The sequence below is a fragment of the Mesorhizobium sp. CA4 genome, assembly GCF_020165075.1.
In the GTDB taxonomy this organism is placed as follows: Bacteria; Pseudomonadota; Alphaproteobacteria; order Rhizobiales; family Rhizobiaceae; genus Mesorhizobium.
This window is the reverse complement of sequence record NZ_JAIUHK010000012.1, coordinates 59,367-78,597: the sequence shown is the minus strand read 5'-3', so window position 1 is coordinate 78,597 and position 19,231 is coordinate 59,367. Positions and strand designations below refer to the sequence as shown.

20 protein-coding genes are annotated in these 19,231 nt (G+C 64.5%); 11 read left to right on the top strand and 9 right to left on the bottom strand.

What is annotated here, in order from left to right; genetic code table 11:
* From LB528_RS12495 to LB528_RS12475, 5 genes are all read right to left on the bottom strand, one after another.
* Nucleotides 1–417 carry a nuclear transport factor 2 family protein gene (locus tag LB528_RS12495; protein WP_224715100.1) on the bottom strand — a complete coding sequence of 139 codons (417 nt, stop codon included), beginning with the start codon at nt 415–417 and terminating at the stop codon, nt 1–3.
* Nucleotides 418–427: 10 nt separating this feature from the next.
* Nucleotides 428–1,069 carry a carbonic anhydrase gene (locus LB528_RS12490; protein ID WP_224518411.1) on the bottom strand — a complete coding sequence of 214 codons (642 nt, stop codon included), beginning with the start codon at nt 1,067–1,069 and terminating at the stop codon, nt 428–430.
* 137 nt (nt 1,070–1,206) lie between these two features.
* Nucleotides 1,207–1,971 carry a DUF429 domain-containing protein gene (locus tag LB528_RS12485; RefSeq protein WP_224715099.1) on the bottom strand — a complete coding sequence of 255 codons (765 nt, stop codon included), beginning with the start codon at nt 1,969–1,971 and terminating at the stop codon, nt 1,207–1,209.
* On the bottom strand, nt 1,968–2,852 hold the full coding sequence (pdxY, locus tag LB528_RS12480) for a pyridoxal kinase PdxY (protein WP_224715098.1): 885 nt from the start codon (nt 2,850–2,852) through the stop codon (nt 1,968–1,970). The genes LB528_RS12485 and pdxY overlap by 4 nt, the downstream gene beginning before the upstream one ends.
* 12 nt (nt 2,853–2,864) lie before the next feature.
* Nucleotides 2,865–3,116, bottom strand: coding sequence for a hypothetical protein (locus LB528_RS12475; RefSeq protein WP_224518414.1), 252 nt, complete (start codon nt 3,114–3,116; stop codon nt 2,865–2,867).
* 242 nt (nt 3,117–3,358) lie between these two features.
* On the opposite strand from LB528_RS12475, the gene LB528_RS12470 reads away from it, so the two are divergent.
* The 5 genes from LB528_RS12470 (at nt 3,359) to ppa (ending at nt 7,078) form a co-directional block, all read left to right on the top strand.
* Nucleotides 3,359–4,006: a LemA family protein gene (locus LB528_RS12470; protein ID WP_224518415.1), complete on the top strand. Its 648-nt coding sequence runs from the start codon at nt 3,359–3,361 to the stop codon at nt 4,004–4,006.
* Nucleotides 4,007–4,252: 246 nt separating this feature from the next.
* Entirely contained in the window at nt 4,253–5,050 is a 798-nt protein-coding gene (locus tag LB528_RS12465) for a TPM domain-containing protein (protein WP_224715161.1), read from the top strand.
* A gap of 6 nt (nt 5,051–5,056) precedes the next feature.
* On the top strand, nt 5,057–5,695 hold the full coding sequence (locus LB528_RS12460) for a TPM domain-containing protein (RefSeq protein WP_224715097.1): 639 nt from the start codon (nt 5,057–5,059) through the stop codon (nt 5,693–5,695).
* A gap of 218 nt (nt 5,696–5,913) precedes the next feature.
* On the top strand, nt 5,914–6,423 hold the full coding sequence (locus tag LB528_RS12455) for a GNAT family N-acetyltransferase (RefSeq protein ID WP_040991512.1): 510 nt from the start codon (nt 5,914–5,916) through the stop codon (nt 6,421–6,423).
* A gap of 121 nt (nt 6,424–6,544) precedes the next feature.
* Entirely contained in the window at nt 6,545–7,078 is a 534-nt protein-coding gene (gene ppa / locus LB528_RS12450; protein WP_040991510.1) for an inorganic diphosphatase, read from the top strand.
* A 3-nt stretch (nt 7,079–7,081) separates the two neighbouring features.
* Here the strand turns inward: ppa and LB528_RS12445 are convergent, their stop codons facing one another.
* Genes LB528_RS12445 through LB528_RS12430 form a run of 4 tightly spaced genes read right to left on the bottom strand, consistent with a single transcriptional unit; the run spans nt 7,082 to nt 11,538 of the window.
* Nucleotides 7,082–8,029: an ABC transporter permease gene (locus LB528_RS12445; protein ID WP_224518417.1), complete on the bottom strand. Its 948-nt coding sequence runs from the start codon at nt 8,027–8,029 to the stop codon at nt 7,082–7,084.
* Between the two features lie 3 nt (nt 8,030–8,032).
* Nucleotides 8,033–9,010, bottom strand: a complete 978-nt coding sequence (locus tag LB528_RS12440) for an ABC transporter permease (protein WP_224715096.1) — start codon at nt 9,008–9,010, stop codon at nt 8,033–8,035.
* A 1-nt stretch (nt 9,011) separates the two neighbouring features.
* A complete protein-coding gene (locus LB528_RS12435; RefSeq protein WP_224715095.1) occupies nt 9,012–10,475 on the bottom strand; it encodes a sugar ABC transporter ATP-binding protein in 1,464 nt (487 codons plus the stop codon).
* A 46-nt stretch (nt 10,476–10,521) separates the two neighbouring features.
* Nucleotides 10,522–11,538, bottom strand: a complete 1,017-nt coding sequence (locus LB528_RS12430) for an ABC transporter substrate-binding protein (protein WP_224715094.1) — start codon at nt 11,536–11,538, stop codon at nt 10,522–10,524.
* A 184-nt stretch (nt 11,539–11,722) separates the two neighbouring features.
* Between LB528_RS12430 and LB528_RS12425 the strand changes: the two genes are divergently transcribed.
* The 6 genes from LB528_RS12425 to LB528_RS12400 all read left to right on the top strand — a co-directional run bounded on the left by LB528_RS12425 (nt 11,723) and on the right by LB528_RS12400 (nt 19,186).
* Nucleotides 11,723–14,134 carry a glucan 1,4-alpha-glucosidase gene (locus tag LB528_RS12425; RefSeq protein WP_224715093.1) on the top strand — a complete coding sequence of 804 codons (2,412 nt, stop codon included), beginning with the start codon at nt 11,723–11,725 and terminating at the stop codon, nt 14,132–14,134.
* Nucleotides 14,135–14,185: 51 nt separating this feature from the next.
* Nucleotides 14,186–15,199, top strand: a complete 1,014-nt coding sequence (gene gnd, locus LB528_RS12420) for a phosphogluconate dehydrogenase (NAD(+)-dependent, decarboxylating) (RefSeq protein WP_224715092.1) — start codon at nt 14,186–14,188, stop codon at nt 15,197–15,199.
* 13 nt (nt 15,200–15,212) lie between these two features.
* Nucleotides 15,213–16,589, top strand: coding sequence for a glucose-6-phosphate dehydrogenase (gene zwf, locus LB528_RS12415; RefSeq protein ID WP_224715091.1), 1,377 nt, complete (start codon nt 15,213–15,215; stop codon nt 16,587–16,589).
* 17 nt (nt 16,590–16,606) lie between these two features.
* Entirely contained in the window at nt 16,607–17,311 is a 705-nt protein-coding gene (locus LB528_RS12410; protein WP_224715090.1) for an ROK family protein, read from the top strand.
* Nucleotides 17,312–17,494: 183 nt separating this feature from the next.
* Nucleotides 17,495–17,980 (top strand): MucR family transcriptional regulator, encoded by a 486-nt coding sequence (locus LB528_RS12405; RefSeq protein WP_224518425.1) that lies wholly within the window; start codon nt 17,495–17,497, stop codon nt 17,978–17,980.
* Between the two features lie 105 nt (nt 17,981–18,085).
* The gene (locus tag LB528_RS12400; RefSeq protein WP_224715088.1) at nt 18,086–19,186 is read left to right on the top strand and encodes a pyridoxal phosphate-dependent aminotransferase; all 1,101 of its coding nucleotides are present in this window, start codon (nt 18,086–18,088) and stop codon (nt 19,184–19,186) included.
* Nucleotides 19,187–19,231 lie beyond the last annotated feature (45 nt).

Sequence of the window (19,231 nt, the reverse complement as noted above, 5' to 3'; positions counted from 1 at the left end):
TCAATAGGCGCTGCAGTCCTGCGCCACCGCCGTCTGGGTGCTGGCCACGATCCGCCCGCCTGACACGGTGAAGGTCTCGCGCATCAGCGTGTCGTTGCTGGGGAAGTCGTAACAGGCGAGCACCGTGGTCTCGCCGTTGTCGCTCTTCTCGATGCGGTGGCGAATGGCGGCGCCCGCCACCGCGCTCTGCCATTCATCGATCGAGGCGATGAAATCCTGCTTGGTCTGCACGATGCCCATGTCCTCGAGCTTCATGCGCACATCGTCGGAAAGCAGGTCGGACAATTCTGTACGGTCGGCGACCAGCAGCGCCGAGTACCAGCGGTCGATGATGGCGCCGTCATCGGCACTGGCGCGGACGGTCACGGATAACAGCAACACCGCCGCGAGAAATATCCTCCACCAGCTTCGCTGCATCACCCCTCCCTTACAGCTCGGGCCGCTCGAAATCGCCGGTTTCCTTGTTCATCACCCACAGCTCCCCGGTCGAGATGTCGAACCATGCGCCGTAGAGCGAGAGCTTGCCCTTGCCTTCGAGGATCGAGACGCAGGGAAAGGTCCTGAGATTGGCGATCGAATAGCGGACTGAAATACGCTCCAGCGCCGTCTGACGCTCGGTCGCCGTCATCATGGTACTGGAGGCCACGGTCTCGGCAGCCGGCGCGATCAGGCTCATCCATTTGCCGATGAAGTCGCCGGGCGACAGCGGCGAGGAATTGGTGTCGAGCGCGGCACGGATGCCGCCGCAGCGGCCGTGGCCCATCACCACGATGTTCCTCACCTTCAGGCTCTGCACGGCGAATTCGAGCGCGGCCGATGTCGAGTGATATTCGCCGTCCGGCTCATAGGGCGGCACCAGATTGGCGACATTGCGCAGCACGAAGAGCTCGCCGGGGCCGGCATCGAAGATCGCTTCCGGCGCCGAGCGCGAATCGCAGCACGCGACGATCATCGTCTCGGGCGCCTGGCCCTCGCGCGCCAGCGAGCGGTAACGCCCGCTCTCGGCCGGGTAGCGGCCATTCATGAAGTTGCGGTAGCCGGTGATTAGATGCTCGGGCAGATGCGGCATTGGCAGCTGAAGCCTTTCCGGATTTGAGGCGGCAAGGTCGTGGCGATCAGAATGCCTGTAGCGGCAAAAGCCCGGCGTGAGCAATGCAGAATTGTCGGCCCTCCCGACAAAGCCATGCATCAGGCGCCAAAACCACGTCAGGCCCAGATGGCGATCGGGATGCCGAAACGATCCGCCAGCGGCGGATCAGGCGAAGGCCGCGCCTCGCCGCCGGCGATACGCCCGGCAATCAGCATCATCGCCGCCGCGTCGAGGAAGTCGTCACTCGCCGCGCCCGGTGGCGGCGCCTGATCGAGAAAGGCTTTTTCGTAGCCATGCCGGCAAAGCAGCGCCTTGCGCTCTTCCATGCCGGCCGGGTTGACCGCTCCCTTGATCTTCTTCGGCAGCACCATCGCCGTGCCGCCATTCAGTCGGCAGAACGCGACTTCGGGATGAGATTCAAAGACTCGGCCGCGCAAATCGGGGCGCGCGATCAGCAAAGCATCGATCTCGCGGATCTTCGAAAAGATGCCGAAAGCCTGGATGGAAACGCCGCGCGGCGGGTCTGAGGTCTTCAACGCCATCGCGCTCGCCCGCCGGTGCGCTTCATACCAGGCCTCGATGGTGGTGAAGTCGCTGGTGTCGGCATAGAGCGCCGCCCGCGAGGGGATGGCGAACACGCTCGATTGCCGCGCCCCGAGCAGCGGCCGCACCAGCGCTTCTGGCCCGCGGCCGCCCTTGCGCGAAAAATCCGGCAGGCCGATCGGCATATCGACGGCGATGGCGGCATTTGGCAATGGGTCGAGCAGCGCCTGGAAGCTCGGAAAGACCGAAACCGACGGCGCGGCGCCCGCTTCGCGATGGACGGCGATCCAGCCGGCCTTGCAGCCGTCGACGCCCGCCAGCCCGCCGTCAGGCCTCACGCCCGCTTGTCCCGCCCGGGATGCAGGAGATGGCGCAGCTGCACCATGGCCATCGGGTGCGAAAGACTCTGCGCGTCGGTTTCGAGCTGCAGCTCGTCGCCGCCGCGCTTCGCGGTACGGGCGAGGATCTCGTAGACGGTGGCGGTTGTCGATTGCAGCGCCTTGACCGGCGGCTGGCCGGAGAGAACACGCGCCAGATAGACCGCGGCCGTCAGGTCGCCCAGCCCGTTCGGCGGCTTCTCGATCACGCGGTGCTCGGCAAGCAGCGCCTGGCTGCCGTCGAGCAGGAAATTGCCGGTACCGCCCATCATCATCGCGGGCGCCGAGGTCACCAGCATGGTCGACGGCCCGGCATGAAGTGCGGCCGCCGTAACCGCCTTGATGTCGGGCAGCGGCGCACCCGCCATCCATTCCAGCTCATAGCGGTTGGGAGTGGCGATATCCGCGATCGGCATCAATTTGTCGCGCATGGCGACGGCCGTCGGCTCGGGCACGTAGAGCCCGCCGGAATCGCCCATCACCGGATCGCAGACGTAAAGCGCGTTCGGCGTCTTTTCCTTGACGGCGGCGACCAGCGAGGCGACCGCCTCTGCCTGGCCGGCCTCGCCGAGATAGCCCGACAGCACGGCCCGCACCTCGCCCAGCCAGGGTGCCCGCTCGAGATCAGACATCAGTGCCTTGAACTGATCGAGCGGCGGCACGATGCGGGTTGCGCGGCTGTGCCCCGGATGCCAGGGCAGGATGACGGTGGGCACCGCCCAGACCGGGAAACCCAGCGTCTCCAGCGCAAACACCGCCGCGCGGTTGCCGACCGAGCCGCGGGCGACATGGCTGGAGATGACGATGACCGCGCGCGGCGCGTCGTTTTTTTCTGCACTCATGGAAATCGGTTCCTAGCCGCCACGCGTGACGGCATACACCAGCCAGACCAATAGCCCAATGGCGATCATGACGCCGAGCGTTCGGCCAATGCGGGTTCCCCAATATTCGATAGGATCGGCGCGGTCGGCGTCGGCGGCGGTGACATGGTCGCGCGCGTCCTTCGCCGTGCGGACGATGAACGAGGCGCCGCCCGGCGCCGTCTCGCGCGCCACGCGTTCGAGGATGCGGCGCGACTCGGTCTCGTCGTCCCGGCGCTCAGCCATGGCAATTGCCCTTTCCTGCCCGGAGCTTAGAGCAATTCCAGGAAAAGTGCGAAGCGTTTAGGCTCGGCGACTTCGCCGCAGCCTTCCGGCCGGAACTGCGTCAAACAAGAAGATGAAATCCTGTTCGCTCGACTATTCACAGTGGCTCGCGCCCGAACCGGAGCAGGCGTCATCGGCCGGACATTTTCTTACGCGTGGATTGTGGTAATGCTTCGCGCGCAACTTCTGTCGAGGGACCAATCATGACTACCGAGCGCCTCTCACCAGCCTCCCCGTTCCGCAGCCTTGCCGCCTTCCTGATGATGGCTTTCGTGCTGCCGCTGCTTGCCGGCTGCGGCTACAACACCATCCCGACTGCGGAAGAGAACGCTCATGCGGCGTGGAGCGAGGTGCTCAACCAGTATCAGCGTCGTTCCGACCTGATCCCGAACCTAGTCGAGACGGTGAAGGGCTATGCCTCACATGAAAAGGATACGCTCGACGCGGTCGTCCAGGCGCGCGCCAAGGCGACGCAGATCACCGTGACGCCGGATACGCTCAAGGATCCCGAAGCGCTGAAGAAGTTCCAGGATGCCCAGGCCGGCCTGACCAGCGCGCTGTCGCGGCTGATCGCCGTGTCGGAAGCCTATCCCGACCTCAAGGCCAACCAGAATTTCCTCGCGCTGCAGGCGCAGCTCGAGGGCACCGAGAACCGTATCGCTGTCGCGCGGCGCGACTACATCCAGGCGGTCAGGGACTATAATCTGACGCTGAAGACCTTCCCGTCCGTGCTGTGGGCGACCTTCTGGTTCCGCGGCAATCAGCCCTTCGCCAACTTCACCGTCGAGGAGGACAAGATGCAGGTGCCGAAGGTCGATTTCGGCACGAGCACCACCAAGCAGGGCGGGTGAGCGGCTCGACGGTCGTCGGAATGTAATTCTGCGAAAAGACGGACCGCTGGCGTGTTGATACCCCTCTCTGTCCTGCCGGACATCTCCCGCTCTTGGGGGGAGATTGGCAGTTTCGACAACCCCGCCCTCTCTTCGACGCTGAAGATTGGCGAAGGCCGGCGTGACGTCCAATCTCCCCCCAAGAGGGGGAGATGTCCGGCAGGACAGAGGGGGGCGCGACAGAACGCATACCCCGCACTTCTTGGCCTGCTTTTCTCGATTTTCCTCCTCCCCCTCGCTGCCCTGGCCGCCGATCTTCCGGCCCTCACCGGCCGCGTCGTCGACAATGCCGGGATCATAGATGCCGGCACGCGCGCGGCGCTGACGCAGAAGCTCGCGGCCTTCGAGACCAAGGGCTCGGACCAGATCGTCGTCGCCACCATATCCAGCCTCGGCGGCGAGGAGATCGAGCCCTATGCCAACCGGCTGTTCCGCTTCTGGAAGCTCGGCCAGGCCAAGGAAAACAACGGCGTGCTGCTGCTGGTGGCGCCCAACGACCGCAAGATGCGCATCGAGGTCGGCTACGGGCTGGAAGGCACGCTGACCGACCTGCACACCAGGCTGATCATCGAGAACGACATGGTGCCGGCCTTCCGCGCCGGCGACTTCTCCGGCGGCATCACCAAGGCCGTCGACGACATGATCATGGTGCTGGAAGGCAATCCCGAGGAACTCGAGGCGCGCGGCAAGCGCAACGAGCAGGCGCCGTTCAATTCCGACGATCTGTTCTTCGCCATCTTCATCAGCATCTGGGCGCTGATCTTCTTCGGCGGCATCGCGATGACGATCCTACCGCCGATTTTCGGCCAGAAGATCGGACCCGGCCGCTATCGCTGGCTCGGCATGACCTTCGATCAGAACCGGCGCTCTTCCTCCGGCGGCTGGTCGTCCGGTGGCGGGGGCTGGTCGTCAGGCGGCGGTGGCTGGTCCTCCGGAGGCGGCGGTGGCGGATTTTCCGGCGGTGGTGGCTCGTCGGGCGGCGGCGGCTCTTCGGGAAGCTGGTGAGGCACCATGGCAACACGACCGATCAGCGCCGAGGACCATGACCGCATCGCCGAGGCGATCCGGACGGCCGAGTTGAAGACCGACGGCGAGATCTACTGCGTCGTCGCTCGAGCCAGCGACGGCTACTTCTTTCCGGCCGCTTTCACCGCGACGATCGGCCTGTTCATCGCCAGCCTGGCCGTCGGCTATGGGCTGGAGGCCTGGTGGCTGTTCATCCGGCTGCCGCATTTCGTGCTGGCGCAAGCGCTGGCGCTGGCCTCGGTGTTCGTTTTGCTCTGGTTCCTGCCCGCCTTGCGCATTCATTTCGTGCCGAGAAGGCTGCGCTATCAGGCGGCGCATGCCAATGCGATGAAACAGTTCCTGGCCCGCAACGTCCACCGCACGCAGGCGCGCACCGGCGTGCTCATCTTCGTCTCCATCGCCGAGCGCTATGCCGAGGTCGTCGCCGACTCAGGCATCGATGCCAAGGTCGGCCAGCATGTCTGGGACGGCGTGGTGGGCGACCTGACCAAACATGCCGGCGATGACCGGCTGGCCGACGGCTTCGTCAAGGCGATCGCCACGGTCGGCGCGGTGCTCGCCGAGCATTTCCCGGTCACCGAAGGCGACACCAACGAACTCGACGATCATCTCGTCGAAATCTGACTAGAGCATGATGCCGAAAAGTGTGAGGCGGTTTTCGGGCGACATCATGCTCTATCTCTTAGATTTAGAGACGGATTCGGATTTCAGGTCTATTCGACCTGAAATCATCCGACTCTAGACGCCTCGTCGGCGCACCCGCCTTTCGCCTGTGCGAAAGCGAGGAGGCGTGTTGGGGGACTCTTTGCAATCGGGCGAGGCGGGTTTATGGTTAACCAACCATGAACACGCTGACGATCGACATCCGAAAGGCAGAACCGCGCGACGCGAGCGCCATCGCCGAGGTGCACCAGCAGGCTTGGCGCGGCGCCTATTCGGGCATCATCCCGCATCGCACGCTGACCTCGATGATCAACCGTCGCGGCGTCGACTGGTGGGCCAACGCGATTCGCCGCGCCGCCACGGTGCTGGTGGTCGAGATCGGCGGAACGGTCGCCGGCTATGCCACGATCGGCAAGAACCGCGCCCGCGAGCTCAGGCAGCAGGGTGAGATCTACGAGCTCTATCTTCGTCCGGAATATCAGGGCATCGGGCTCGGCAGCCGGCTCTTCAAGGCGGCCAAAGCCCGGCTCGCCGACCACGGCCTGCGCGGCCTCGTGGTCTGGGCGCTGGAGGATAACCACAACGCCTTGGCCTTCTATGCCGGCAATGGCGGCCGCGATATCGCCGAAGGCGTCGAGGTCTTCGAGCAGAAGGCGCTCAAGAAAGTGGCTTTCGTCTGGAATGACTAAGGTCGCCTAGGTTACACGCCCTCACAAACTGTGCGCCTCCATCAGCGTACAGTGCTATTCGCCGCATTGCACCATGACGCTTCGCCCGCTATCGGTCTTGGAATCGAGAGAGGGATAGACCATGCGTATCGAAGCGATAGCCACCGGAAAGAACCCGCCGGAGGACGTCAACGTCATCATCGAGGTGCCGATCGGCGGCGAGCCGATCAAATACGAGATGGACAAAGAGGCCGGCACCCTGTTCGTCGACCGTTTCCTGCACACCTCCATGCGCTATCCCGGCAATTACGGCTTCGTGCCGCACACGCTGTCGGGCGACGGCGATCCGATCGACGTTCTGGTCTGCAACACCCGCGCGCTGGTGCCGGGCTGCGTCATCAATGTGCGGCCGATCGGCGTCTTGATCATGGAAGACAATGCCGGCCAGGACGAGAAGGTGATCGCCGTGCCCTCGCCCAAGCTGACGCTGCGCTACGAGAACGTCACCGAATACACGCATCTGCCTGAGATCACGCGCCAGCAGGTGCAGCACTTCTTCGAGCACTACAAGGATCTCGAACCCGGCAAATGGGTCAAGATCGAAGGCTGGCACGATTCCAAATACGCCAAGAAGATGATCGTCGACGCGATCGCGCGCGCCAAGGCAGCCAAATAAAGGCTACCGAACGGCCTTCTCACCGCCCGCCGCCGTGATCACCCCGACGATGATCAGCCCGGTCAGCAGCAGCCGCACGCCGGCGCTGACGCCGAAGGTATTGAGCATGGTAAGCAGGAGCACCAGGAACAGGCCGGCACCCCAGACCCCGGGCACATTGGCCTTGCCGCCGGCGACCGAGGTGCCGCCGATGACCACGACCGCGATCGAGGCGAGCAGATATTCGTTGCCGATATCGACATTGGCGCCGCGGAAATAACCGGCAAGCAGCGCTCCGTCGATGCCGCCGAGCGCGCCGCACAGCGTGTAGGTGAGAAAGCGGATGCGGCCGACATGCACGCCGGCGAGCCAGGCGGCGCGGATGTTCTGGCCGATCGCCAGCACCGATCGGCCGTAGATCATGCGCTGCAGCGCAAGCGCGGCGCCGATGGTGAAGATCACCGTCAGCATCGCCAGCACCGGAATGCCCAGCACCTGCCAGTTGGTGAAATCGGCGAAGCCCGGTGGCGGCTTGATCTGCAGGCCGCGGCCGTAGCTGATGTCGACCGACTGGATAATGAAGCTCGCCGACAACGTGGCAATGATCGGCGGGATGCGCAGCGCCCAGATCAAGAGATAGTTGATGGCGCCGATCGCGGCGCCGCAGGCAAGTGCGGCAAGCAGCCCGACGAGGATCATGGAATCGCTGCCGCCCATCACCTTCATGGCGACCGCGCTTGCCAGCCCTATATTGGCCGGCAGCGACAGGTCGACATTGCCGGGCCCCAGCGTGATGACGAACATCTGGCCGACGCCCACTATGACGGTGAAGACGGCGAGCGAAAGCGCCGCCGTGACCATGCCGCCGGCGCCATAGCCGCCGGTGAAGGCAATCGTTGCCAGCCAGACGACGACCGCGCCGACGAAGGACCAGATCCAGGGCTTTTCAAGCAGCGTCCGCACCGAGGTCATCGCTTACCGCTCCCTGCGGCTGATCAGCACCCGCGCCGCAAGCACGATGATCAGGATCGCGCCATTGGCGGCGACCTGCCAGTCGGGCGGGATGTGCATGAAGGTCAAGAGCGGCGAGGCGGCTAACGCCAGCGTCAGCGCGCCGATGACCGCGCCGATCGGCGACACGCGCCCGCCCACGAACTCCCCGCCGCCGAGGATGACGCCGGCGATCGAAAGCAGCGTGTAGCCATTGCCTATGTTGGCGTCGGCCGACGTGGTGATGCCGATCAGCGCCATGCCGGAAAGCACGCCGAACAGGCCGGTCAGCGCGAACAGCACGATCTTGGTCTTGAGCAGCGACCAGCCGGCGCGCCGCAGTGCCGCGGCGTTGCCGCCCGAGCCGCGCAGGATGACGCCATAGGACGTGCGCATCAGGCCGAAATGCACGACCCCCGCAATCAGCAGCGCGGCAAGGATCGGGAACGGGACGTAAGGCGGCTTAAAGGACATGATCGACAGCAGCCATTCCGGCGCCTTGCCGCCGGGCTTGGGCAGGATGAGGATGGCAAGCCCCTGCCAGACGAAGCTCATGCCGAGCGTCACCACGATCGAAGGCAAATTGCGCAGGTGGATCAGCGCGCCGAGCAATGCATAGACGCCGATCGAGCCGATGAGCACGAGAATGCCGATGAGCGGCGCGTCTCTCAGCCAAGTCGCGGTGACACAGCCGACGAATCCGACGAACGTTCCTATGGACAGATCGAGCTCGTTGCCGGCGATCACGAACATCTGCGCGATCGTTGCCAGCGCGATCGGGATCGCCAAATTGAGCATCAGGTTGAAGCCGAAATAGCTGATGGCGCGCGGGTTGAGCCAGGCGATGGCGAGCAGCACCAGCGCCAGCGACAAGGCCGGCAAAAGACCGCGCAGCATGCGTGCCCGGGCGGCGCTGCCGCGCGGCGAGGCTTTCGGAACAGTGCCGGGAACGATCGCCGTCATCTCAGGCCGCATCGCCGAACGAGGACTGGATGATTTTCTCCTCCGTCAGCTCGTCGCGCCCAAGATCGGCGACGATCCGGCCGTTCTTGAAGACATAGACGTGGTCGCAATTGTCGAGCTCCTCGGTCTCGGTGGTGTACCAGAGGAAGGTGCGGCCCTTGGCGGCCTCCTCGCGCACGAGGTCGTAGACTTCGAGCTTGGTGCCGATGTCGACGCCGCGCATCGGGTCGTCCATCAGCACGATCTCGGCGTCGGAACCGAGCGCGCGGGCAAACAGCGCCTTCTGCTGGTTGCCCCCCGACAGCGAATAGATGTTGTTGTTCATGTCCGGCGTGCGGATGCCGATCTTCTTCTTCCAAAATTCGGCAAGCTCGGCCTCGCGCTGCGGCGAGATCAGCAGGCCGTTGCGCAGGCGCGCCAGCGAGCGGATGCCGATATTCTGCGCGATCGACCATTGCGAAAAGATGCCGTCCGACTGGCGGTCGCCGGCGACCAGAGCCACCGGCGCGGTGACCTCGATGCCGGTCCTGGCGCGGGAGGCGGCCGAGAAGATCGACAGCAAAAGGTCCGTCTGGCCATGGCCGGCAAGCCCGGCAAGGCCGATGATCTCGCCGGTCCGGGCGACAAGCTCCTTGTCGTCCTGCTGCCTGATCGGACGAGCGCGAACCCTGAGCGCGCCGGCCTCGGTTTTCCGGACTTCGGCAGCGGCCTTCTGATGTCCCTCGGCGCCGCCCATGGCCGCGACCAGCCTGTCGCGGTCGAAGGCGCTTGCGGCATCAGCCGCGACCACCTTGCCGTCGCGCATCACCACGATGCGGTCGGCATTCTGCAGCACCTCGCCCAGCACATGCGAGATCAGGATGCAGCTGCCGCCCGCCGCCACGAAGCGGCGCACGAAGGATAGCAATTGCCCCGCCGTGTGCGCATCGAGCGACGAGGTGGGCTCGTCTAGGATGACGAGATGCAGGGGCTCGCGGGTCAGCGTGAAGGCGCGCGCCACTTCGACCATCTGCCGCCGTCCGATCGAAAGGTCGCCGGCAATGTCGTCTGCCGAAATGCCGTGGCCGGGGAAGATCTCGTCGAGCTTGGCCCGTATGAGCTCGGCGGCCCTGCGCCGCCAGTTGAAGCCGGCAAGCGAGGGATGGTTGATGCGGGTGTTTTCGGCGACGCTGAGATTGGGGCAGAGCGACAGCTCCTGGAACACGCAGCGTATGCCGAGCTCGAGCGCCCGCGCCACCGAATAGCTCGCCTCCTGATTGCCGCGCACGGCGATCTGCCCGCCATCCGGCCGCAGCGTGCCGGCTACCATATGCATGAGCGTCGACTTGCCGGCGCCGTTATGCCCGACCAGCCCGACGCATTCGCCGGCGCCGACATGGAAGTCGACGCCGTTAAGCGCCCGAACGGCGCCGAAATGCTTTTCGACGCCGTTGAGCCTGACGATATCCGCAATAGCCTGGAGCATCCTCAAATGTACCCGGTTGGCGATGCGGACCGCAATGTACCCACCGCTATTGCTTGATGTTGGCCTTGATGGCCGCGATAGCCTCTTCCTGCGTGTATTCGTGCGTGGCGACGCCGCCTTCCTTGATCTTCGGCAGCGCGGCCTCGAAATCGTCCTGGGTGAAGGCGAGATAGGGCACCAGCAGGTCGTGCGGGATGTCCTTGCGGCCGTCGAGTACCTGCTGCGCGACCCAGAAGGCCAGCGTCGACACGCCGGGCGCGATCGAGGCCGACCAGGTCTTGTAGCCGTCCTTCTCCTTCTGCTCCTTCCACCATTTCAGTTCGTCCTGGCGGTTGCCCATAATGATGGTCGGACGCGGCTTGCCGGCGGCGGCGAAGGCTTGCGCGGCGCCATAGCCGTCGCCGCCTTGATCGACGACGCCGACGATATCCGGCAGCGACGGCAGGATGGTCGCCACCGCCTTCTGCGCCGTCGTCTGGTCCCAGTCGCCCGTCACGGAACCGACGATCTTGAACTCGGGATGGGCGGCGACGCCTTCGAGGATGCCGGCATGGATGGCTTCGTCGATCGAGGTACCGGCGAGACCGCGGATTTCCAGCAGATTGCCGCCCTTGGGCTGGAACTTGGCCATCTGCTCGACTTCCTGCTTGCCCATATCCTTGAAGTCGACGACGACGCGATAGGCACAAGGCTCGGTCACGATACCGTCGAAGGAGACGACCACGATGCCGGCATCGCAGGCCTGCTTGATGGCGCCGTTGAGCGCATCGGGCGACGCGGCGTTGATGACGATGGCGTCATAGCCCTGCAGGATCAGGTTCTGCACCTGGGCGGCCTGGGTCGGCACTTCCTTGTCGGCGGTGGTGAAGACATCGGCTGCGGCGACGATCTTGTCGTCGACTGCTTTCTTGGTGACGATCGCATAGCTGTCGAGCATCGCCTGGCGCCAGGAATTGCCGGCATAGTTGTTGGAGAAGGCGATCTTCTTGCCGCTGGTGTCGGCAAGCGCGGTGCCCGAGGCGAGCATCGCCGCGAATGCACTCAATACGAGCAGTTTCTTCATGTCGGTTCCTCCCGAGGTTGCTGTTACTAAAGGCGAATTCTCTGTTTTTTATCTATTGTCAGACAAATCTCAGAGGAACCGCAAGCTGTCAACTGCAAAGCATTGGCACTGCTCGATCAACTTGCGGTGCGACGATTGAAAAGACGGCGACTCCTGGTCTAGGAACGCGGCAGGAGGCCGATGCATGCCAGTGACGCCGACGGTTGCTAAAGGCGCGCCCGGAATTCCGGCGCGCTGGACGTCAAGCGCAAAGAGCGGCCTCGGAACCGCCCTTTCGGCAAAAAGCCCGCTCTGGTTCACCACCAGCCACGGCATCCTGAACGAAATCTATTATCCGCGCCTCGACAGCGCCTGCACGCGCGACCTGGGACTGATCGTCACCGGCCCCGGCGGTTATTTTTCCGAAGAGAAGCGCAATGCGGCCTATACGGTCGAACCCTTCGAGGATGGCGTCCCCGGCTACCTGCTGACCAATATCGCCTTCGACGGCGCCTATCAGATTGAGAAGCGGATCATTACGGATCCGAAACGACCTGTGTTGCTACAAGACGTACGTTTCAGCGCGATCAATGGCTCGGCGGCTGGCTATCGCGTTTACGCGCTGCTTGCGCCGCATCTCGTCAACGCCGGCATGTGCAACACGGCCTGGATCGGCGAGCACAAGGGACAGCGCCTTCTCTTCGCCACAGGACGCGGCGTGTCGCTCGCGCTCGCCTCCTCTTTGCCCTGGGGCGCCTGTTCGGCTGGCTATGTCGGCTTTTCCGACGGCTGGCAGCAACTGCACGACAGCGGCGCGCTCGATCCTTCCTCTCATATAGCCGAAAACGGCAATGTCGCGCTGACCGGCGAGATCGGCTTTTCGGCCGGCAGGGCAGTTGCCTTGCTGGCGCTCGGCTTCGGCGCTTCGCCCGAGGAAGCCGCCGACCTTGCGCTTGCAAGCCTGCAACCCGGCTTCGAGCTGGCCGCGAAGACCTACGTCGAGAACTGGCGGACATTTCAGGCAGGGTTGGAAAAACTCGACCGCCGCGGCGCCTCCGGTCTGAACACCTACCGCGCCAGCACGGCGGTGCTGGCGACGCATCTGTCGATCGCGACACCGGGCGCCGCCGTCGCCAGCCTGTCGATCCCCTGGGGTTTCAACAAGGGCGACGACGATCTCGGCGGCTATCACCTCGTCTGGCCGCGCGACCTGGTCGAGACGGCGGGCGGTTTTCTGGCGGCCGGCGACGGCAGGCAGGCTCTGCAGATCCTCATTTATCTGCGTTCGATCCAGCAGCCGGACGGCCATTGGCCGCAAAATTGCTGGTCCGACGGCAGCGCCTATTGGCCCGGCATCCAGATGGATGAATGCGCCTTTCCGCTGCTGCTCGCCGACGCGTTGCGCCGCGCCGGCCATCTGCCGGAGTCGAAGCTCGCCGAATTCCTGGCGATGATCGAGAACGCGGCCGCCTATGTCGTGCGCAACGGCCCGGTCACCGGCCAGGATCGTTGGGAAGAGGATGCCGGCTACAGCCCTTTCACACTGGCCGTGGAAATAACGGGCCTGCTTGCGGCGGCCGACATGCTGGACGCCTGCGGCAAAAATGAGCCGGCAAACTATCTGCGCGAGATCGCCGATTGCTGGAACGATCAGATCGAGCGCTGGACCTATGTCACCGGTACCGAGCTCTGTGCCCGAGAAGGTCTTGCCGGCTACTATGTCCGCATCGCCCCGCCCGACGATGGCAGCGCTGCCTCGCCGAAGGACGGCTTCGTGCCGATCAAGAACCGGCCGCCGGGCGACAGCGACAAGCCGGCCGAGGCGATCATCAGCCCGGATGCCCTGGCGCTGGTCCGCTTCGGCCTGAGGGCCGCGGACGACCCGCGCATCCTTAACACCGTCAAGGCCATCGACGCCGAGCTGCGCTGCGACCTGCCCCAAGGCCCGCTCTGGTACCGCTATACCGGCGACGGCTATGGCGAGCACGAGGACGGCGCGCCTTTCGACGGCACTGGCCGGGGCCGGCCGTGGCCGCTGCTTGCCGGCGAACGCGCCCATTACGAGCTGGCCGCCGGCCGCAGCGACAGGGCGGCGCAGCTGCTTGAGACTTTCGAACGTTCGGCCGGCGTGGGCGGCCTCCTGCCGGAGCAGGTCTGGGATCGCCCGGACATGCCTGACCGCGAGCTCTGGCTGGGCAAACCGTCCGGCAGCGCCATGCCGCTGGTCTGGGCGCATGCCGAGCACATCAAGCTGTTGCGCTCGCTGCACGACGGCGCCGTTTTCGACCTGCCGCCACAAGGCGTCGAACGCTACATCAAGGGCAGGACGGTCTCGCCGCTTAGGATCTGGCGCTTCAACAACAAGATCCGCTCCATTCCAGCCGGCAAGGCGCTGCGCGTCGAATTGTCAGCGCCCGGCGTCGTCCATTGGAGCAGCGACAAATGGCTGACCGTGCAGGACAGCAAAACGGCCGAGAATGCGTTCGGCGTTCATCTGGTGGATTTGCCCGTCAGCCGCCTGCAGCCGGGAACCACCATCGTTTTCACTTTTTTCTGGCCCGGGGCGATGCGTTGGGAGAATGTCGACTTTAGCGTCGGCATCGACGCTCAATCGTGATCCGGCAGGGCCATTGGACTCTCCTTTTCCTCAAGCAATCGGGACGAAACCATGCAGATCGGAATGATGGGACTGGGCAGAATGGGCGCCAACATGGTGCGGCGCCTGATGCGCGACGGCCATGAATGCGTCGTCTACGACATCAATTCGGCAAGCGTCGCCGGCATGGTCAAGGACGGCGCGGTCGGCGCCGCCTCGCTGGAGGAGTTCGTCGGCAAGCTCGCCAAGCCGCGCTGCGCCTGGCTGATGCTGCCCGCCGCGATCACCGGCAGGATCGTCGACCAGGTCGCGGCGCTGATGGAGCCGGGCGACACCATCATCGACGGCGGCAATTCCTATTATCACGACGCCGTCGACCAGGCGGCGAAGCTGGCGGTTAAGGGCATCAACTTCGTCGATGTCGGCACCAGCGGCGGCGTCTGGGGCCTCGAGCGCGGCTATTGCCTGATGATCGGCGGGCCTGACGAGGCGGTGAAGCATCTCGATTCGGTCTTCGCCACACTGGCGCCGGGCGCCGATGCAGGCGCCAATCCGCCCGAGGATGCCGGCACGGCGCCCTTCGGCTATCTTCATTGCGGACCGAGCGGCGCCGGCCACTTCGTCAAGATGGTGCATAACGGCATCGAATATGGTGTCATGGCCGCCTATGCCGAGGGCATGAACATCCTGAAGTCGGCCAATGCCGGCAAGCGGTCCAGGATATCGGACGCCGAGACCAGTCCGCTCGAAAACCCGCAATACTATCAGTTCGACATCGACCTGCCGCAGGTCGCCGAGGTCTGGCGGCATGGCAGCGTCATCGGCTCCTGGCTGCTCGATCTCACTGCCGGCGCGCTGAAGAACGACCCGTCGCTCGCCCAGTTCGGCGGCCGTGTCTCCGATTCCGGCGAAGGCCGCTGGACGCTGAAGGCGGCGATCGACACCGGCGTCCCGGCGCCGGTGCTGTCCTCGGCGCTGTTCGACCGCTTCTCCTCGCAGGGCGAATCGCAATTCGCCGACAAGCTCCTGTCCGCCATGCGCTATGCCTTCGGCGGCCATGTCGAGAAGCCGAAGACCGGCGCGTGAGGGGAGAGACTGCATGAGCCAGGAGAGGTCCGACACGCTGGTGCTTTTCGGAGCGACCGGCGACCTTGCGCATAAGAAGATTTTCCCGGCGCTCTACCAGATGGTCGCCAAGGGCACGCTGAGCGAGCCGGTGATCGGCGTCGCCTTCGATCCCTGGGAGCTTCCCAAATTGGTGGACCGTGCGCGCGATGGCATCGTCACCGCGCTGGGCGCGGTGGACGACAAGGTCTTTTCCAAGCTCGCCTCGCTGCTGCGCTATGTCAGCGGCGACTACCGCGACGGCGCGACCTTCGAGAAGCTGAAGACGGCGCTGGGCTCCGCGCAGCGGCCGCTGCATTACATGGCCGTCCCCCCGACGATGTTCGAAACGGTCGTGCAGGGCCTAGAGCAGTCCGGCACCGCGCGCGGCGCGCGGCTGATGGTCGAAAAGCCCTTCGGCCATGATCTGCAGTCGGCGCGCTGGCTGAACCGGGTGCTGCATCTGGTGTTCGACGAGCAGTCGATCTTCCGCATCGACCACTATCTCGGCAAGGAAGCGATCCAGAACCTGCTCTATTTCCGCTTCGCCAACTCCTTCCTCGAGCCGATCTGGAACCGCAACTTCGTCGAGAGCGTGCAGATCACCATGGCCGAGGATTTCGGCGTCGAGGGCCGCGGCAAATTCTATGACGAGGTCGGCTGCATCCGCGACGTGATCGAGAACCACCTGCTCAACATCCTGTTGCTTTTGGCCATGGAGCCGCCGGTCGGCCGCTCGGCCGACGACCTGATCGACGAGAAGGTGCAGGTGCTGCGCGCAATCCGCACGCTGACCAAGGACGATGTCGTGCGCGGCCAGTTCGACGGCTATCTGGCCGAGCCGGGCGTGCGGCCGAACTCACCGGTCGAGACTTTCGCCGCGGTGCGCTTCTTCGTCGACACCTGGCGCTGGCAGGACGTGCCTTTCTTCATCCGCGCCGGCAAGAACATGCCGGTGCACGCCACCGAGGTGATCGTGCGGCTGAAACGTCCGCCGCTCGACGTCTTCGATCCGATCAAGCCGGGCGACGCCAATTATGTGCGCTTCCGCATCGACCCGCAGGTGGCGATCTCTATCGGCGCCCAGCGCAAGGTCGCCGGCGACGACATGATCGGCGAGCAGGTGGAGCTGACCGCGCTCGACGACACCAAGGGCGACATGCCGCCCTATGAGCGGCTGATCGGCGACGCCATGAACGGCAACGGCCAGCTCTTCACCCGCCAGGACGCGGCCGAGCTTGCCTGGCGCATCGTCGGACCGGTGCTCGGCGACACCACACCGCCGGCGATCTATGCGCCCAAGACCTGGGGACCGGCTGACGCTATGAAAGGTTTCGGTCCGCCGAACGGCTGGATCAATCCGGCCAAGTAACTTCCGGGGAGGACGGAATGGCGAAGGCAGCAAAGAAAGCCGCGGTAAGCAGCGATCCGATCGTGCTCACCGTCGATGTCGGCGGCTCGCACGTGAAGATCCTCACCAGCGCCGGTGGCGAGATGCGCCGCGCCGCGTCCGGACCGGGCCTGACCCCGGACCTAGTCGTCTCGTCGGTCAAGAAACTGGCCGAGGGCCTGGACTACGACGTCATCTCGATGGGCTATCCCGGCCCGGTGCGCGACAACAAGCCCTCGCTCGATCCCTTCAATCTCGGCAAGGGCTGGAACGGCTATGATTTCACCGCCGCTTTCGGCAAGCCGGTGAAGCTCGTCAACGACGCGCTGATGCAGGCGATCGGCAGCTATGACGGTGGCCGCATGCTGTTCCTCGGCCTGGGCACCGGCCTGGGCGCCGCCATGATCCTCGAGAATGTCGGCCAGCCCATGGAACTCGCTCATCTGCCCTACAAAAAGGGAGCAACTTTCGAGGATTACGTCGGTGAACGCGGCCTGGTGAAGCACGGGAAGAAGAAGTGGCGCAAATACGTTTTCGACGTCGTCGACAGGCTTCGCGCCGCCTTGCAGCCGGATTATGTCGTGATCGGTGGCGGCAATGTCGACAAGCTCGATGAATTGCCTGAAAAATCCCGCCGCGGCGACAACACTCGGGCTTTCGAGGGTGGATTTCGTCTATGGCGCGACAAGGCGCTGATCGTCTGATATTGTTACATTCCAGTATAATTGTTCAAAACAGCGTGTATTGACGCGATAAAACGTTGCGTTGCGCAGATTTGCCGACTAGGAATTCGCCGGCCTGCGGCCCCTGCGGCATTCCGAATTCGCCAACAACGCTCGCAGCGCATCGATATTACACACCGCGAAAACCGGATCGGTTCCGCGACCATGCGGCAGAAATGGAGGGACTACGTGGACGAGGACACCAGCACAGCCAAGGAAGTCGACCTGCTCGAGCTCACCGCTCACATCGTATCGGCCTATGTCGCGAAAAACCGCCTGCCCGCTTCGGACCTGGGCGGACTGATCGCCAGCGTCGCCTCGTCGATTGGCGGGATCAGCCAGCCGGCGGAACCCGCGGCACCCCCGCCGGTCCCCGCCGTCAATCCCAGGCGCTCGGTGACGCCGGACTACATCATCTGTCTCGAGGACGGGAAGAAGTTCAAATCGCTGAAGCGCCATATCGGCGTGCATTTCGGCCTGACGCCCGAAGCCTACCGCACCAAATGGGGCTTGCCGGTGGACTATCCGATGGTCGCTCCCAACTATGCGGCCTCGCGCTCGCAGCTCGCCAAGTCGATCGGCCTCGGCCGCAAGGCCGAACCGGAACCGGTGAAGCCTGCCAAGGGCAGGAAGGCCAAGGCGACGGCCTGAAATAACGCGCCTGCACCAATGGTTTAAGCAAGCCTGCCGAGGAATCCGCCTTGGCAGGCCTCCTGCTTTTATGGCTTGGATATCGCCGTAACCGGGGGGACGGCCATGAACTACACCAGGATGGTGATCGAGAAAGAGGCGCCGGAGGAATATGGCTACGGCCGCATCCGCTACAATCTCTCCGAAAGCTCGATCGCCGACCAGAAACTCTCCGACATCGGCCTAGCGCTGCCCGACCTCACGCTGTTCTATGGCGAGCATCGCGGCGACAAGGACTTGCGGGCGCTGATCGCAGCGCAGGACGAGGGCCTTTCTCCCGGCGATGTGCTGGTGACCGCTGGCGCGGCCGGTGCGCTGTTCATCATCGCCACCGCGCTTCTGTCGGCCGGCGACCATCTCGTGGTCGTGCGGCCGAATTACGCCACCAACATCGAGACGCCGAAGGCGATCGGCTGCGCCATCTCCTATGTCGATCTCGATTTCGACCAGGGCTTTATCGTCGATATCGAGCGCGTCGGCGCAGAGCTGCGGCCGAACACCAGACTGATCAGCGTCACCTGCCCGCACAACCCGACCGGCACGATGATGACACGCGCCGACCTCGACGCGCTGATTGCGCTTGCCGAGAGCCGCAAATGCCGCCTGCTGGTCGACGAGACCTATCGCGACCTCTCTTATGGACAGCGCCTGCCCGCGGCGGCCTCGCTCAGCCCCGCCGCCATCAGCGTCTGCTCGCTGTCCAAGGCCTTCGGCATTCCGGGCATCCGCATCGGCTGGCTGGTGACCCGCGATCCGCAGTTGCAGGAAACTTTCCTCGCCGCCAAGGAGCAGATCGGCATCTGCGGCAGCGTCATCGACGAGGCGATCGCCCGCGCCACGCTCGAACGCCGTGATGCCTTCCTCGCCTCGCTGCTCCCCGAAATGGCCAGGCGCCGCGACGTCGTGCAGGACTGGATCGACGGCGAGAAGCTGGTCGACTGGGTGCGGCCGCAAGGCGGCGTCGTCGGCTTTCCGCGGCTCAAGGTCGATGCCGGCTTCGACCTCGACAAATTCTACACGAGGCTGCTGGAGGAGCACGGTACCTATGTCGGTCCCGGCCACTGGTTCGAGATGCCGAGACGCTTTTTCCGCCTCGGTTTCGGCTGGCCGACGGAAGCGGAGTTGCGCGGCGGGCTTGAGGCCATCTCGGCGGCGTTGAGAGGCTGAACGCCCTCACCCGAGCAGAGAATTTCGATTTCTTTAATTCCGGCG

Coding starts and splice junctions, on each gene's coding strand:
- LB528_RS12495 (WP_224715100.1), bottom strand. CDS start 417: ATGCAGCGAAGCTGGTGGAGGATATTTCTCGCGGCGGTGTTGCTGTTA.
- LB528_RS12490 (WP_224518411.1), bottom strand. CDS start 1,069: ATGCCGCATCTGCCCGAGCATCTAATCACCGGCTACCGCAACTTCATG.
- pdxY (WP_224715098.1), bottom strand. CDS start 2,852: ATGAGTGCAGAAAAAAACGACGCGCCGCGCGCGGTCATCGTCATCTCC.
- LB528_RS12475 (WP_224518414.1), bottom strand. CDS start 3,116: ATGGCTGAGCGCCGGGACGACGAGACCGAGTCGCGCCGCATCCTCGAA.
- LB528_RS12470 (WP_224518415.1), top strand. CDS start 3,359: ATGACTACCGAGCGCCTCTCACCAGCCTCCCCGTTCCGCAGCCTTGCC.
- LB528_RS12460 (WP_224715097.1), top strand. CDS start 5,057: ATGGCAACACGACCGATCAGCGCCGAGGACCATGACCGCATCGCCGAG.
- LB528_RS12455 (WP_040991512.1), top strand. CDS start 5,914: ATGAACACGCTGACGATCGACATCCGAAAGGCAGAACCGCGCGACGCG.
- ppa (WP_040991510.1), top strand. CDS start 6,545: ATGCGTATCGAAGCGATAGCCACCGGAAAGAACCCGCCGGAGGACGTC.
- LB528_RS12445 (WP_224518417.1), bottom strand. CDS start 8,029: ATGACCTCGGTGCGGACGCTGCTTGAAAAGCCCTGGATCTGGTCCTTC.
- LB528_RS12440 (WP_224715096.1), bottom strand. CDS start 9,010: ATGACGGCGATCGTTCCCGGCACTGTTCCGAAAGCCTCGCCGCGCGGC.
- LB528_RS12435 (WP_224715095.1), bottom strand. CDS start 10,475: ATGCTCCAGGCTATTGCGGATATCGTCAGGCTCAACGGCGTCGAAAAG.
- LB528_RS12430 (WP_224715094.1), bottom strand. CDS start 11,538: ATGAAGAAACTGCTCGTATTGAGTGCATTCGCGGCGATGCTCGCCTCG.
- LB528_RS12425 (WP_224715093.1), top strand. CDS start 11,723: ATGCCAGTGACGCCGACGGTTGCTAAAGGCGCGCCCGGAATTCCGGCG.
- gnd (WP_224715092.1), top strand. CDS start 14,186: ATGCAGATCGGAATGATGGGACTGGGCAGAATGGGCGCCAACATGGTG.
- zwf (WP_224715091.1), top strand. CDS start 15,213: ATGAGCCAGGAGAGGTCCGACACGCTGGTGCTTTTCGGAGCGACCGGC.
- LB528_RS12410 (WP_224715090.1), top strand. CDS start 16,607: ATGGCGAAGGCAGCAAAGAAAGCCGCGGTAAGCAGCGATCCGATCGTG.
- LB528_RS12405 (WP_224518425.1), top strand. CDS start 17,495: ATGCGGCAGAAATGGAGGGACTACGTGGACGAGGACACCAGCACAGCC.
- LB528_RS12400 (WP_224715088.1), top strand. CDS start 18,086: ATGAACTACACCAGGATGGTGATCGAGAAAGAGGCGCCGGAGGAATAT.